The following is a 14,856-nucleotide window of genomic DNA, read 5'->3' as shown; positions in this document are numbered from 1 at the left end:
CGACGAGCGGCGGACCAGATCTCAGGGGCTACCATGTTCATTTCCAAGCCGCGCGCCGGCGCCTTCAAGCGCATGCTGCTGGCCTGCTCAGCCGTCGCTGCGGTCGCAGCGGCGACGCCGGCTCTGGCCCAGTCGCCGAGCGGCGGCGCGGCCGTCTCCTTCGCCATTGAAAGCCAGTCGATGGAAGAGGCGCTGACGACGCTGGCGCGCACCGCCGACGTGCAGGTGCTGTTCGCGCCGGAAGCCGTGCGCGGTCGCCGCGCCAATCGCGTGGTCGGCGTTCTGGCGCCCGCCGAGGCGCTGCGCCGCATGGTGGAGGGCACGGGCCTGACCGTGACGCCGGTCGGCGCGCGCACCTTTTCTGTTGCAGTCGCTCATGCCGATCTCGGATCCGACGGCGTCACCGCGATCGAGGACGTGATCGTCACGGCCCAGAAGCGCGCACAGCGCATCCAGGACGTGCCGCTGGCCGTCACCATGCTGAACGGCGAAGACGCCCTTCGTCGCGGCATCGACAGCGTGACCGACCTGGTGGACGAAGTTCCAGGCGTGTCGGTCAACTACGCCTTCGGCGGCACCAACTACGGCCTGATTAGCATCCGCGGCATCGGCGGCGCCGATGACTACAAGCCTAACGGCAATCCCTCGGTCGCCCTGCACGTCGACGGCGTCTATCAGACCTCGAACGCCTATCTGGGCATGCCTCTGTTCGACCTGGACCGGGTCGAGATCCTGAAAGGACCGCAAGGCACCCTGTACGGCCGCAACACCACGGCGGGCGTCATCAACGCCATCACCAAGGGGCCGGGCGAGGCGGTCGAAGGTTCGGGCCGTCTCGAGTTCGGCAGCTATGACTATCTGGCGATGGAGGCGGCCGTCGGCGGTCCCCTGAGCGACACGGTCGGCGTGCGGCTGGCCGTGCTGGCCGAGCAGGGCGGCGGCTTCATGACCGGGGCGGGCGCGGGCGACCTGGCGGGCTTCCAGCCGGTCATCGCCGGCGTGACCCAGACCCAGGTTCCGCCCATCGTCGATCCGGGCCGCCGTGAAGGTTTCGGCGACAAGGATCTGTTCGCCGGCCGGGCCACGGTCGCCTTTGACTTTACGCCGGACACCAACCTGACCGTGAAGCTGTTCGGCAGCCGCGACCGGGGCGACACGCGCCAGTACGACCGTATCTCGGCGACGCTGGACAGCAATATCGCCAATGCGGGCGAGAACGACGACCCGTACGAGTTCTATTCGTCGGAGTATCCGACCCACAGCATCGACATCTATGGCGTGTCGGCGGCGTTGCAGCATCGTCTGGGCGATGACCTGAATCTGGCGGTGATCGGCAACGTCCAGGGCACGACCCGCTCGGTGCAGGGCAACGGCGACGGCTCGCCCTATCCGGCCTCGCGCTTCGATGCCGATGAGACGCTGAACCAGACCTCGCTGGAAATGCGCTTGAGCGACGACAACGACGGTCGTCTGGACTGGATCGTGGGGGCCTTCTACGTCTCGGACGACATCGACTTCGACACGCACTGGACCAGCTATACGGCCCGGACCCAGTATGACAACCTGCACAAGCAGACACGCAACAGCTTCGCCGTGTTCGGCCAGGTCGACTACGATCTGACCGACAAGCTGACCCTGTCGGGCGGTCTGCGTTACACCCGCGATGAGGCGACCTTCAGCGGGCGCAACGACGACCTGGACCCGTGGGGCATCTCGACCTTCACCAAGACCTTCGCCACGACCGATCCCTTCATCTGGGACCGTGCCTTCGAGGATGACAACGTGTCGGGTCGGGTCACGGCCAAATACGCCTTTACCCCGAACCTGAACGTCTTCGTTTCGGCGGGCACCGGCTATCGCGGCGGCGGCTTCGACGGCACCTCGATCTTCACCCAGGCCGAGACCCTGCCGTTCGATTCCGAAACCGTCACCGCCTATGAGGCCGGCCTGCGTTGGACGACGAACCGTCTTCGCCTGTCGGTGGACGTCTTCTCCTATGAGTTCAAGGAGTTGCAGGCGACGACCCGTTTGGCCAATGACACCAACGGCCGCGCCAACGTCGGCGAAGCCGAGAGCAAGGGGATCGAGTTCGCGCTCAACGCCGTCCTGTTCGAAAGCGCGAACCAGAGCCTGGATCTCGACGTCGCCGCCGCCTTCCTGGACACGGAGATCATCTCGTTCAGCTCGGCGCGCGTGGCCGAGGTGCTGTCGACCGTCGGCGACCCCCTGCCGGGCGCGCCGGACGTGACGGCGACGGTTTCGCTGAACCACGGCCTGGTGCTGGCCAACGGCTGGCGTCTGGACAGCCGCCTGTCGGTCTCCCACCACGGCGAGGAGAGCAACCGCCTGAACGCGGCTCCGGGCAATACGGCGGACGCCTATACCCTGCTGAACGCCCGCGTGGAGCTGCAGACGGCGGCCGACTGGGCGGTCTACGCCTATGGCCGCAACATCACCGACGAGGTGTATTTCCCTGAAAAGAACGGCGCTTCGCGTCTGGTCGGGGCGCCTGCGACCTATGGCGTGGGCCTTCGCTACAGGTTCTGACGACACTGAGGTCGCGCCGTCTCTCGCGTGTTGGAGCGGCGGCGCAACCTCACCAGCGCGTGCCGGCTAGCGGGCAGCGGGGTTTGCCTACGACAGCGAGCAGGAAGGTTTGTAGGTTGGCAGCCGGACGTGGCTATGGAAGGCCGCAAGCCTAGGTCAGCTTCGGCCCTGATGTCCGTCGAGGGAGGTTGATTGGCTTTGACGCGCGAGGCGTGATTAAACCAACTCATGCGCCAGATTTCATTGACCGTCATCGCCGTGTCCTTGTTGCTCGCCGGTTGCAACGCCGGCGCTTCCGCTCGAGACGGCGTGGATCAGGTGGGCACAGGATTAGGCGACGCCGTTACCGCGCCGCTTGAGGATCTGAATCTCAAGCGTCAGGAAATCCCGACCATTCTGCTGCAAGCGGAATCCAATCCGTATGACCTACGCAACATGACGCGATGTTCGGTGATCGCTGCCGAAATCGGGCGATTGGATGAGGCTCTGGGGCCGGATACGGACGCTGCGCCCACCGACGATGGAACCTTCATGAGCGAGCGCGCTGCCGACGCTGCGGCAGGCGCGACGCTGGACGCCGTGCGCGGCACGGTGACGGACTTCATTCCGGCTCGCAGCTGGGTGCGCCGTCTGACCGGCGCCGACGCGCACAGCAAGCACGTTCAGTCAGCCATTCAGGCGGGCCTGCGCCGCCGCTCCTTCCTGAAGGGCGTGGGAATGCAGCGGAACTGTGCGCCTCCGGCGGCTCCGGCGGGCTTCGTTCCGCGTAGAGGCTAGGCCTTCAGGTGCCGCGCGCGGAAGTCGCGGCGGAACTGCTCGAACCGCCCCTCGGCGATGGCCGCGCGCATGGCGGCCGTCAGGGCCTGGAAGAAGGCGATATTGTGCCAGCTCAGCAGGATCTTGCCGAGAATCTCATCAGCGCGGATCAGGTGGTGCAGGTAAGCCTTTGAATAATCTTGCGAGGCCGGGCAGGGAACTTCGGGGTCCAGAAGATCCTGATCCTCGGCGAAGCGGGCGTTCTTGAGATTCAGCGGGCCGTCCCATGTCCAGGCCTGACCATGGCGCCCCGCGCGCGTCGGCAGGACGCAGTCGAACATGTCGACGCCGCGATAGACCGCCTCGACCAGGTCGATCGGCTTGCCGACGCCCATCAGATAGCGGGGGCGGTCCTTGGGCAGGAACTCCGGCGCGAAGTCCAACACCTCGCACATGGCCTCATGGCCCTCGCCGACGGCCAGGCCGCCGATAGCGTAGCCGTCGAAACCGATCTCCTGCAGGCGTTCTGAGGATTCACGGCGCAGGTTCTCATAGGTCGAACCCTGCTGAATGCCGAACAGGGCCTGCGCATCGCGCGTGCCGAAGGCGTTCTTGGAGCGCTGGGCCCAACGCGCCGACAACTCCATGCCTTCGCGCGCGCGCTTTTCCTCGGCGGGCCAGGCGACGCATTCGTCCAGCTGCATGACGATGTCGGAGCCGAGGCGGTCGGCCTGGATCTGAATCGAGCGCTCCGGCGTCAGGACGTGTTTGGAGCCGTCGATGTGGCTGGAGAAGGTCACGGCCTCCTCGGACAGCTTGGAGATGCCCGACAGGCTCATGACCTGGAAGCCGCCTGAGTCCGTCAGGATCGGCTTGTCCCAGCGCATGAAGTTATGGAGGCCGCCCAGGCGCTCCATCCGCTCGGGACCGGGCCGCAGCATCAAATGATAGGTGTTGCCCAGAATGATGTCCGCGCCGGTCTGCTTGACCTGATCCACCGTTATCGCCTTGACCGTTGCGGCGGTGCCGACGGGCATGAAGGCGGGGGTGCGGATATCGCCGCGCGTGGTTTTCAGCACGCCGGTGCGGGCGCGGCCTTCGACAGCGGAGATCTCAAATGGAAAAGGCATGGGCGTTCCTTGCAGGGAGGCGCGTCTTAGGCCGTCTGCTCCGTAACCGCCAGTCAGCGCAGTAGCGTCTCGAGGCGCTCCGCGCGCTGCAGATCCTTCGGGCGACCGAACAGACGGCATTTCTCGATCTGTTCGGAGACGGTGGGGATGTAAATCGTCCCCCCGTCCAGTTCGATCGCCTGGCGCGTGGTGAAGATGACCGGAGTCCAGTCCGCGCCTGCGCGGACGTCCATCATCGCCATGACCTCGATTGGAACCGGCGTGGTCAGGATTTCGCCGAACACCTGCGACCGGAACAGGCCTTCGCCGGGGTCTTCGATGGCTTCGCCGTGCAAGGCCTCGATCAGGCGCCGCGCGTCGCGCGGACTGGTCATGACGTCGACGTCAGGCACGTGCCACTCCGACAGGCCCGACAGGGCCATGCCGGCGCCGCCGAACACCCACCAGGGATCCTGAAGCTCACTCGCCGCCGAGGCCAGGATGTCGAAGGTCGCGGCCAGATTTTCGGGCAGGTCGTCGATGTGGCTCATTGGGCGTCTTCCCGGAACAGCAGGCTTCCGTCGCCATAAGAATAGAAGCGATAGCCGCTGTCGATGGCGTGGGCGTAGGCGGCGCGCATCGTCTCCAGCCCCGCGAAGGCGCTGACCAGCATGAACAGCGTCGATTTCGGCAGGTGGAAGTTGGTCATCAGCACGTCGCAGGCGCGGAAGCGATAGCCCGGCGTGATGAAGATGGCGGTGTCGCCGTGGAAGGGCTGAACCACGCCATCCTCGCCGGTGGCGCTTTCCAGTAGGCGCAGGCTCGTGGTGCCGACGCAGACGATGCGCCCGCCCGCCGCGCGCACGGCGTTCAGGGCGGCGGCGGTCTCGGCCGAGACCTCGCCCCACTCGGAATGCATCTTGTGATCGGCCGTGTCGTCGGCCTTGACCGGCAGGAAGGTGCCCGCCCCGACGTGCAGGGTCACGGCGTGGGTCGTCACGCCGCGCGCCCGGATGGCGTCCAGCAAGGCCGGGGTGAAGTGCAGACCCGCCGTCGGCGCCGCGACCGAGCCGTCATGCTCGGCGAAGACGGTTTGGTAATCCTTCAGATCCTGATCGTCCTCGGCCCGCTTGGCTGCGATATAGGGGGGCAGGGGCATGACCCCGACCTCGCGGATGGCGTCGTCCAGCGCCGGGCCCGCTAGATCGAAGCGCAGGGTGACGAGGCCATCCTCGCCCTTGGCGGTGATCTCGGCGTCGACCTGGCCCAGGAAGCAGGCGTTGTCCTCCTCGCGCCCGAAACGAACGCGGTCGCCGACCTTCAGCCGCTTGCCGGGCTTCATGAAGGCGCTCCAGACATCCGGCGCGTCGCGGTGGTGCAGGGTGGCCTCGACCGGGACTGACAGCAGCTCGCCTTCCGGCCCGGTGCGGTGGCGGACGCCCGATAGGCGGGCGGGGATCACGCGGGTGTCGTTGAACACCAAGGCGTCGCCCGGTTGCAGAAAACCCGGCAGGTCGCGGATGATCTGGTGCTGAAGATCGCGGCCCTTCACGACCAGAAGGCGGGCCGAGTCGCGCGGGTCGGCGGGGCGCAGGGCGATGCACGCCTCGGGCAGGTCGAAGTCGAAATCGGATGTCCGCATGGAGCGGGGAATGCTCACGCCCCGCCTTTGCGGTCAAGCGAGACCCGGCGGAAAGTCGACTGGCGAAAACCGCTCCAGCCGCTATGTCAGACGCAGCCCATGGGAGTTTGAGTGCATGACCGACCGCTATCTGGACGACCTGACCGTCGGCGAAAGCTGGGACAGCGAACCCTTCACCATGACCGAAGCCGAGATCATCGCCTTCGCGACCGAGTTCGACCCCCAGCCCATGCATATCGACAAGGCGGCCGCCGAGGCGGGGCGGTTCGGCGGCCTGATCGCCAGCGGCTGGCACGTCTGTTCGCGCGTGATGCGCCAGTTCGTGGATGAAGCCTATTTCGGCCAGACGCCTCTGCTGGGCATGAACGTCGACGCACTGTGGTGGGTGCGGCCCGTGCGCCCCGGCGACACCCTGACCGTGCGCCGCGAGATCATCGACATCCGCCCGTCGCGGAGCCAGCCCGATCGCGGCGTCGTCCGCACCAAGACGACCGTCACCAATCAGGACGGCGATCTGGCCATGAGCTTCGAGAACCAGATGCAACTGCCAAGAAACGCCGAAGCGCGGCTGTAGAACGCGGCCGCTGTTGACCCCGGGCCTTCAAGGCGTCAAAGCCCGGTACATGCTACAGAACCTCGAAACCCTGTCCCGTGAGGCCCGTTCGTGGCCGTTTGAGCAAGCGCGCAACCTGCTGGCCCACGTGCTCAAAAAACGGCTGTCGGATGTGGAACGCGATGCGGCGAAACTGCTGATCGACGCGGGCAAGGCGGATGAGGCTCTGGCGACCTTCGAGGCGCTGAACCGGCCGGTGATCCTGGAGACGGGTTACGGCCCGTCGGGCCTGCCGCACATGGGCACCTTTGGCGAAGTGGCGCGCACCACCATGGTGCGCAACGCGTTTCGCGCCCTGACCGGCGACCACTGGCGCACACGCCTGATCGCCTTCAGCGACGACATGGACGGCCTGCGCAAGGTGCCGGAGGGCGTGCCGAACCCCGAGATGCTGCGCGAAGACTTGCACCTGCCGCTGACCAAGGTGCGCGATCCGTTCGGCACGCATGACAGCTTCGGCGCGCACAACAACGCCCGCTTGCGCGCCTTCCTCGACAGCTTCGGCTTCGACTACGAGTTCATGTCCTCGACCGAGACCTATCGGTCGGGCCGGTTCGACGCGACCCTGCTGACCCTGCTGGAACGCTTCGACAAGGTCATGGGCATCATGCTGCCGACACTGGGCGAGGAGCGCCGCGCCACCTATTCGCCCTTCCTGCCGATCAGCCCGATCACCGGCCATGTGCTGCAGGTGCCGACGCTGGAGCGCAACGTCGAGCGTGGGACCATCGTTTTCGACGATCCGGCCGGCGGCCGCACCGAGGTTCCCGTCACCGGCGGCCATGTGAAGCTGCAATGGAAGCCCGACTGGGCCATGCGCTGGACCGCGCTGGACGTCGACTACGAGATGTCGGGCAAGGATCTGATCGAGAGCGTGCGCGAGAGCGGCAAGATCTGTCGCGCCCTGGGCGGCACGCCGCCGGAAGGCTTCAACTACGAGCTCTTCCTCGACGTCGAGGGCAAGAAGATCTCCAAGTCCAAGGGCAACGGCCTGACTATGGACGAGTGGCTGCGCTACGGCACGCCCGAGAGCCTGAGCTGGTACATGTTCCAGTCGCCGAAGTCGGCCAAGAGCCTGCACTTCAACGTCATTCCGCGCGCGACGGACGACTATCTGTCCTTCATCGAGCAGTACAAGACGCAGGAACCGGCCAAGCAGATCGACAACGCCGTCTGGCATATCCACTCAGGGACTCCGCCCGAGAGCGTCTCGCCGGTGTCCTTCGCCCTGCTGCTGAACCTGGTGGGCGTGGCCAACGCCTCGACCAAGGAACAGTTGTGGGCTTATTTCGCCAAATACCTGCCGGACGCCACGCCCGAGAATGAGCCGGTTCTGGACCGGTTGATGGGCTATGCGCTGAACTACTACGAGGACTTCGTGAAGCCCTCGAAGACCTATCGTCTGCCCGACGACAAGGAGAAGGCGGCGCTGCTGGATCTGGCGGAACGTCTGAAGGCTCTTCCGGCCGACACGACCGACGGAGAGATCATCCAGGGCGAGGTTTACGCCGTGGGCAAGGCGCATGAGTTCGAGCCGCTACGGGCTTGGTTCCAGGCGCTGTATGAAGTGCTTTTGGGCGCCTCGCAGGGGCCGCGTTTCGGATCGTTCGCGGCCATCTACGGCCTGTCCCAGACAATCGAACTGCTCGAGAAGGGCGCTGCAGGCGGCTTGGTCGAGGGTAGGGATTGAAAGTTTCGGGCCGCTGATCTCATCAGCGGCCCGTCTTCGTTCTGGATCTGATCAGGAGACGAAGACGGCGCCGGCCAGGGAGGCTAGAGCCAGCATCAAGAGCAGACTCTCAAACGGGGACGGCAACCAGATTGATCGGCGATGGCGTCGGCGGGTGCTGGGGACCATGATTTTCGCTCACATTCCATAATGACCTGCAGGGCGAGCTCAGCAGAGCCGGAGATCGGCAGCGGCTGGCCGTAAAGGCTGCGCCACAGCACATCCAGAGCCACGTCTGCTTTTCCAAGTGCGCCCATGGATGCCATAGCGCACGACAATGCGGCCTCTGCCCATCCCCCGTATGGGGAGGAAATGAACAATATCTGTTTTTTCATACGAACTTGGGCGGGGCCGGAGCGTCAGGCGACTCTGCGTTCGACAAGAAAGATGAACGGCACATAACGACAAGGCTGGGGGAGCCTTCAGCTTGGGCGAGGCATTCTCACTCCATCGACAACTCGATGACAGGAGAGCCATATGTCGAAGACCTTCAAGGCGGGTTTGGCCGCCACCGCTATGTTCACCGCGCTGGCCGCCGCCGCTGCGCCCATGACCGCCAGCGCCATGCCTCAGGCCAACGGCATCACCAACTGTGACGCGCCGGGCGGCCGTCAGCAGGCGGGCGCCGCAATCGGCGCCGTGCTGGGCGGTCTGGCTGGCAGCCAGGTGTCGAAGAATGAGCGCGCCCTGGGCGCCGTGGTCGGCGCGGGCGCTGGCGCTGCGGCCGGCTCCTATATCGGCTGCAACCAGCAGCGCACGCGCGCTGCGGCCCAGTCTAACGCCAACATGTACCGCGCCACGTCCAACCTGCGCATCCGTTCGGGCCCCGGCACGCAATATCGCCAAGCCGGCAGTCTGTCGGCCGGTCAGCCCTTCACGGCCACGGGCTCGCAGGGCGAGTGGGTGCAGATCGCCGGCGGCGGCTGGGTCAACGCTCGCTACGTGGCGCCGAACTGATCGGCGGATTTCTCCCCCGCGTCGATCACATGCGAGGGCCGTCCCGAAAGGGGCGGCCTTCTGCTGTTATTGGCTGACCCACAGGATGCGGGCCATCCACCGGATCTGGCCGCGCGGCAGGATGCGCGGCTCATAGTGCGGATTGACCGAAGCTAGAACGACTTCGCGACCATTCAGGGCGGCGATTTCCTTGGCCAGGGTCTCGCCCTCCGCCGTGCGAACCACCACCCGGTCGCCGCGCCGGACCTCTGTAGCGTCCCGGTCGACGATGACCCGGTCGCCTGGCCGATATACCGGCTCCATGGAGTCGCCGTCGATAGTCAGACTGAAAAGACTGTCTTTGTGGGCAGGCAGTTCGGTCTGATCCCAGCCTTCCGCCATAGGCAGGCCGGCGTCGTCGAAGAAGCCTTCGTCACCCGCGCGAGCGAGGCCCAGAAGCGGTATGGCGCGAGGGTGCGGCGCGGCGTCATCCGCAAGGGCGGCGAACTCGCCCAAACTTAAACCGCTCGCCTGAAGCACGCGCATCAGGCTTTCTGTCGAAGGCCAGCGAGGGCGAGGAGGCTGGCCGGGCCCTAGCCGCTTGGAGGGATTGAAGCTGGTGGCGTCCAAGCCAGCGCGTCGCGCCAGACCCGAGGCCGAAACGCCCTCTCGTCGCGCCAGAGCGTCGATGGCCTTCCAAATTTGGGCGTGGGACAAAGGCAATGGCGCACGTTCCAAGAAACTCGAGGCGTCAGTCTACTTGGATGAAATAGGAATATCTACCTATGAAATTTCTACGCCCGCCGCACGACGCTCTTGCCAGGCGAAAAAGGTTCCAACGCCCAAGGCGATGATGATGCCGTATCCCGCCATGTTGACGACTGTGTAGAAGGCGGAAATCTCAGGCCGTAATTTCATGAGAACCATGACATGGCTGGCGACGGATAGGAGTTGGAAAGCGCTGGCCCACACGGGCCAAGTTCGGGGAGCTTTCCAAGCTAGAGCCACAAAAGCCGCCAAGGCGATCAGGTCGATCAGCAGTACCGGCCATTGGGTGGCGACATAACCCAAATAGCGTTGAGCCAATATCGAAAGGAACCACCCGCATAGAACGACGATCGCGCCTATCCGCTCTGGATGGCCTCCCTTTGTCAGCGCAAAGAAGCACACGAGCAGGACGCTCGCGGCGCCTATGTAGCCTGCGATGAAATCAAACAACGAAAGGCCCCCATCGCCTCTAAAACGATGGGGGCCAAGCTACACCAAGCTAGTTTGAAGCCGGATAGCTGATACGTAATATTACGCCGAATTCACGCCACGCGCAGGTGACGCTCCTGGCTGCCCATGGGGCGGCTATCCCATTCATTGGGCTTGTCGAGCGGACCCAGGGCGTAGGTGCCGTAGCCGAGACGACGATGGTCCTTCTCGAGTTCGGCGTGGCACGCGATCAGGGCTTCACGAGCGGTGCTGAGAGCGGCGATGGCTTCCATGGCCTTGGTCTGGGAGCCTGCTGCGGCGACGGCTGAGAGCGACAGAGCCGAGCGTGCGCCGATCATGGTCTGAACCAGGGTCGCGGCGTGGGCGATGGCGTCATCCAGCGCTTTTTCGGTGGCGTGCAGTTCGCCGGCGACACCGGCGATGACTTCGTTGCGATCCATGACTTAACCCCTCGTTGAAAAGAACAACGAGAAAAGGTTAACGCGTATTAACTAATTTGAACAGGGCTTTCTTTACAAAATTTACAATTGACGTTGTGGCTCCATCGCTCGTCAGGAGCCTTCACTTTCGGGGTCCAGCAGGAAGTGGGCGGTAAGAGAGGCTATCGGGTCTTGCCGGGCGTCCTGCCACGCTTCGGCGACCACATGGGCGACGCGGCGTCCGGCCTTGTTGATTCTGGCGCGTGCGTAGACGTCGATCGGGCGACCCGAACGAAGATAGGCCACGGTGACGTTGATCGGGCGCGGCAATCGCAACCTTGGATAGGTCAGAGAGACCTGGGCCATGGCCGTCATCTCCAGCAGGGCCGCGGTTGAGCCGCCGTGCAGAGCCGGCAGCATCGGGTTGCCGATCAATTTGTCGGCGAACGGCATGACGACGGTGATCTCGTCGCCGTTCATCTGAGTTTGAAGGCCCAGGAAGCGGGCGTAGGGCAGGCTGTCGAGCAGGGAGGCGGTCATGCGACGGTCCTGGATTTCAGGTTTGCGCCGGGGCGGTGATCGCCTTCCGCGCTGACCATATAGGCGGATTGGGCGGCGGCGACGGGATCGGTCGGATCATCTTCGAAGGCCCAGGCGCGCACGAAGGCGAGATTGCGCGTCAGGCGATAGCACCGCGCCTCGGCCAGCAGATCGCGACCGGGCGCTGCGGCGCGCATATAGTCGACGCGAAGATCGAGCGTCGCCACGGGCCGAAACGTTCCCAGCCCCACCCAGACGGCCAGACCGCCGACGTGGTCCAGCAGGGTGGTGACGAGGCCGCCGGCCAGGACGCCGGTCTCGGGATCGCCGATCAGATCATCCCGATAGGGAACGCGAATGCGGACGCGATCTCCGTCCAGGCCTTCGAAAGCGAAGCCCAGGGCGTGGGTGTGCGCCGCGCCGGATGCGAGTTGCGGCAATAGAGTCTCTAGGAACGAATCCGTCATCGAGGCGTCCTGTGTTGCGTCTCGTCTTGGTCGCCCGTCAGGGGCGTCCTTGTCCAGCGAGCGGATAGATTGATGATCCGACCTCAAGATCTTCTGAGGCCCGCGCCAGCCGGTCTCTACTGCCCGATTGGCGATTTCTATGTGGATCCCGTGCGTCCGGTGGATCGGGCGGTGATCACGCACGGCCATTCTGATCACGCGCGGCCGGGGCACGGCGCCGTATTGGCGACGCCCGAGACCCTGGCCATCATGGCTGAACGATACGGACCCGACTTCGCCGGACGGGCTCAGCCCGCCGCTTGCGGAGAGACGACGACGATCAACGGCGTGGCGGTGCGCTTTGCCCCCGCCGGGCATGTGCTGGGCTCGGCCCAGGCCGTCATCGAGCGAGACGGCCTGATCATGGTGGTGTCCGGCGACTACAAACGGCGACGCGATCCGACCTGCCTGCCGTTCGAGCCGGTTCGCTGTCATGTGTTCATTTCTGAGGCGACGTTCGGTCTGCCGGTCTTTGTTCACCCGTCGGACGAGGAGGAGATTGCGCGCCTGGTTCATTCTCTGACTCAGTTTCCTGAGCGCGCCCACCTAGTCGGCGCCTACGCCTTGGGCAAGGCGCAGCGGGTGATCCGCCTGCTACGCGAGGCGGGCTGGGATCGGACCATCCATGTTCACGGCGCGCTTGAGCGTCTGAACCGCCTTTATCAGAACGAAGGGATCGACCTGGGATCGCTGGCTCCCGCCACAGGGCTGAAGGCGGGTGCCTTGGGCGGCGAGGTGGTGATTGCGCCGCCTTCGGCCATTCAGGACCGCTGGGCGCGCCGGTTCGCTGATCCGGTGACCGCCTTCGCCTCCGGGTGGATGGGCGTGAGGGCGCGAGCGCGTCAAAGGGGCGTGGAGCTGCCCCTGGTCATTTCGGATCATGCGGACTGGCCCGAACTGATCCAGACCTTTGAAGAGCTGGCGCCGGAAGAAATCTGGATCACGCACGGGCGCGAGGAAGGCCTGCTGCGCTGGGCGGAGCTGAAGGGGGTGAAGGCGCGCGCCTTGCGTCTTGTCGGCTATGATGAGGACGATGAAGAAACGCTGGGCGAGCCGGCGACGGCTTGACCGCCTTCAGGCGACGTCTCGCGCCCGCGGAGGGGCGGCGTTCGCCGGTTCTAGCGCTGTGTTCATGGCCAGGCGCAGGCGTTCCGGCTTGATGGGCTTCTCCACCACGGCGGCCATGCCGGCGGCCAGGTAGGCCTTGGCGTCGTCCGGGTCGGCATTGGCGGTCAGGGCGATGATCGGAATGTCGCGCTGAGGGCCGTCCAGGGCGCGAATGGCGCGTGTCGCGCCGACGCCGTCGAGACGCGGCATCTTGATGTCCATCAGGATCAGGTCGAAGGGGCGCGACTGGACGGCTTCGACCGCTTCCTGACCATCTTCGACGGTCTCGGAGGTGCAGCCGAACATCTCGCACAGGGCCTGGGCCACCACGCGGTTGGTGGCGTTGTCGTCTGCGATCAGCACATGCGGACGCGCCTGAAGATGAAGGCTGTCCAGATCGGCGACGTTGGTCGGTTCGTCACGCTCGATGAAGGCGATCGGCGCGGACAGGTCGAAGGCGAAGGTAGCGCCGCGCCCCGTATTGTTCTCGGCCCAGATGCGACCGTCCATGCATTCGATCAGGCGTCGGCTGATCGCCAGGCCCAGTCCGGCGTCTGGCGCCGAAAGATTTAGCAGGCCGCTGGTGCGGCTTTCGTCAGCGGGACCGTCATCGCGGATGCGAGCCTCGATCTGCACGCGGTCGCCATAGGCGTGGGCCTTGAGGCTGGCCTCGACCATGCCGTGGCGGGCAAAGCTCAGGGCGTTGCCGATCAGGTTGTTGAACACCTGGCGCAGGCGGTCTGCGTCGACCATGGCCGCCAGTTCCGTGTCGCCTTCATAGCCGACCATCAGGGTGACGCCGTCCTGAGCCGCGCGCGGCGACCAATGGCTCTGCAACTCATCCATCAGGGTGCGCAGAGGGGTGGCGGTTGCGCTGATCTGCAGTTCGCCCGCCTCGGCGCGCGCCAGGTCGAGGGCGTCGCGCAGGCTGTCCAGCATGTCCTCGGCGGAATCCATGATGGTCCGGGCATGGGCCTTGGCGGCCTCGTTCAGCGGCTGACGGTGCAGCAGCTCGGCCACGGCCAGCACCCCGTTCATCGAGGTGCTGAGTTCGCGGTTCAGCAGGCTCATGAAGCGGCTTTTGTCCCGCGCCGCGGTCTGGAGCGCGCGCTCGGCCGCGTCGGAGGAGCGGAGCTGCTCGACCAGGCGCTGGTTCTCGTGACGCTGGTCTTCATTGATGGCGCGCAGCAGGGCCACGGCCGTGCCGACGCCGCGATAGGCTCCGCCATGCGTGACGATGAAGCCGCGCATCAAGGCGCCGGGACCGCTCTTCAGGATGATGGAGGAAAAGGCGTCCACCCGAACGCCGGATTCGATCACGGCCGGTTCCGGGTCCATCACATGGACGACCTCGCGGGCGCCGTACAGGCTCTGGCCCAGCGGGCCGGCCAGCTTCAGCAGGAAGTCTCCGCGCTCAATCAGGCCGATAGGGCGATCGCCGTCGACGACCGGTATCACCAAGGTGTCCGGTTCGCGCTGGAACCGCGCGAGAATGTCGCCGGTCATGGCGGTTTTCGCCACCGGCTCCACGCGGTCAGTCAGCACTTCAATCGTCGGCATTCGGCCGGCTCCTACTGAGGTTCTTTTACAATCTCAGAGAATCTTTTGCAGAAGGGTTAAGCCGCCTTGTTTATTGTCAATCTCGCGTCCTTTGCCGAGCCCGTCGCTCTGGCGTATAGGGGGCGACGTCCCATCTATCCGACCCTGGTTCCTTTTTTCGAATGCGCGCGGCCT

The 14,856-nt window shown here is 65.2% G+C and carries 15 protein-coding genes; 6 read left to right on the top strand and 9 right to left on the bottom strand.

Annotated features, from left to right (window positions below):
• The first annotated feature begins 33 nt into the window (after positions 1-33).
• On the top strand, positions 34-2,547 hold the full coding sequence (locus FGL25_RS08325) for a TonB-dependent receptor domain-containing protein (RefSeq protein WP_138141444.1): 2,514 nt from the start codon (positions 34-36) through the stop codon (positions 2,545-2,547).
• A 228-nt stretch (positions 2,548-2,775) separates the two neighbouring features.
• On the top strand, positions 2,776-3,324 hold the full coding sequence (locus tag FGL25_RS08320; RefSeq protein WP_046653441.1) for a hypothetical protein: 549 nt from the start codon (positions 2,776-2,778) through the stop codon (positions 3,322-3,324).
• Here the strand turns inward: FGL25_RS08320 and tgt are convergent.
• The 3 genes from tgt to queA are packed head-to-tail and all read right to left on the bottom strand — an operon-like array spanning position 3,321 to position 6,054.
• The gene (gene tgt / locus FGL25_RS08315) at positions 3,321-4,433 is read right to left on the bottom strand and encodes a tRNA guanosine(34) transglycosylase Tgt (RefSeq protein WP_138141443.1); all 1,113 of its coding nucleotides are present in this window, start codon (positions 4,431-4,433) and stop codon (positions 3,321-3,323) included. The genes FGL25_RS08320 and tgt overlap by 4 nt on opposite strands.
• A 53-nt stretch (positions 4,434-4,486) precedes the next feature.
• Complete coding sequence (locus FGL25_RS08310) at positions 4,487-4,963, bottom strand: hypothetical protein (RefSeq protein ID WP_088411644.1); 477 nt, start codon at positions 4,961-4,963, stop codon at positions 4,487-4,489.
• Complete coding sequence (queA, locus tag FGL25_RS08305) at positions 4,960-6,054, bottom strand: tRNA preQ1(34) S-adenosylmethionine ribosyltransferase-isomerase QueA (RefSeq protein WP_138142419.1); 1,095 nt, start codon at positions 6,052-6,054, stop codon at positions 4,960-4,962. Before queA ends, FGL25_RS08310 begins: the two co-directional genes overlap by 4 nt.
• A 115-nt stretch (positions 6,055-6,169) precedes the next feature.
• Between queA and FGL25_RS08300 the strand changes: the two genes are divergently transcribed.
• From FGL25_RS08300 to FGL25_RS08290, 3 genes are all read left to right on the top strand, one after another.
• A complete protein-coding gene (locus tag FGL25_RS08300; protein ID WP_138141442.1) occupies positions 6,170-6,628 on the top strand; it encodes a MaoC family dehydratase in 459 nt (152 codons plus the stop codon).
• Positions 6,629-6,677: 49 nt separating this feature from the next.
• Positions 6,678-8,357 carry a lysine--tRNA ligase gene (locus tag FGL25_RS08295; RefSeq protein WP_138141441.1) on the top strand — a complete coding sequence of 560 codons (1,680 nt, stop codon included), beginning with the start codon at positions 6,678-6,680 and terminating at the stop codon, positions 8,355-8,357.
• A gap of 516 nt (positions 8,358-8,873) precedes the next feature.
• Positions 8,874-9,353: an SH3 domain-containing protein gene (locus tag FGL25_RS08290; RefSeq protein WP_076223153.1), complete on the top strand. Its 480-nt coding sequence runs from the start codon at positions 8,874-8,876 to the stop codon at positions 9,351-9,353.
• A gap of 66 nt (positions 9,354-9,419) precedes the next feature.
• Here the strand turns inward: FGL25_RS08290 and FGL25_RS08285 are convergent, their stop codons facing one another.
• The 5 genes from FGL25_RS08285 to FGL25_RS08265 all read right to left on the bottom strand — a co-directional run bounded on the left by FGL25_RS08285 (position 9,420) and on the right by FGL25_RS08265 (position 11,976).
• Positions 9,420-9,878: a S24 family peptidase gene (locus FGL25_RS08285; protein WP_354702802.1), complete on the bottom strand. Its 459-nt coding sequence runs from the start codon at positions 9,876-9,878 to the stop codon at positions 9,420-9,422.
• Positions 9,879-10,115: 237 nt separating this feature from the next.
• Positions 10,116-10,550: a hypothetical protein gene (locus tag FGL25_RS08280; RefSeq protein ID WP_040345301.1), complete on the bottom strand. Its 435-nt coding sequence runs from the start codon at positions 10,548-10,550 to the stop codon at positions 10,116-10,118.
• Positions 10,551-10,642: 92 nt separating this feature from the next.
• Positions 10,643-10,990: a hypothetical protein gene (locus FGL25_RS08275; RefSeq protein WP_003164776.1), complete on the bottom strand. Its 348-nt coding sequence runs from the start codon at positions 10,988-10,990 to the stop codon at positions 10,643-10,645.
• Between the two features lie 111 nt (positions 10,991-11,101).
• Complete coding sequence (locus FGL25_RS08270) at positions 11,102-11,509, bottom strand: PaaI family thioesterase (RefSeq protein WP_003164777.1); 408 nt, start codon at positions 11,507-11,509, stop codon at positions 11,102-11,104.
• Complete coding sequence (locus tag FGL25_RS08265) at positions 11,506-11,976, bottom strand: PaaI family thioesterase (RefSeq protein WP_003164778.1); 471 nt, start codon at positions 11,974-11,976, stop codon at positions 11,506-11,508. Before FGL25_RS08265 ends, FGL25_RS08270 begins: the two co-directional genes overlap by 4 nt.
• A gap of 72 nt (positions 11,977-12,048) precedes the next feature.
• Here FGL25_RS08265 and FGL25_RS08260 point away from each other — a divergent pair, with 72 nt between their 5' ends.
• The gene (locus FGL25_RS08260) at positions 12,049-13,083 is read left to right on the top strand and encodes a ligase-associated DNA damage response exonuclease (RefSeq protein WP_138141439.1); all 1,035 of its coding nucleotides are present in this window, start codon (positions 12,049-12,051) and stop codon (positions 13,081-13,083) included.
• Between the two features lie 6 nt (positions 13,084-13,089).
• Here the strand turns inward: FGL25_RS08260 and FGL25_RS08255 are convergent, their stop codons facing one another.
• Entirely contained in the window at positions 13,090-14,682 is a 1,593-nt protein-coding gene (locus FGL25_RS08255) for a response regulator (protein WP_138141438.1), read from the bottom strand.
• Positions 14,683-14,856: the final 174 nt, after the last annotated feature.

It is taken from the genome of Brevundimonas vancanneytii (assembly GCF_901421975.1).
Lineage (GTDB): Bacteria > Pseudomonadota > Alphaproteobacteria > Caulobacterales > Caulobacteraceae > Brevundimonas > Brevundimonas diminuta.
This window is presented reverse-complemented; position numbering and strand designations above follow the sequence as displayed.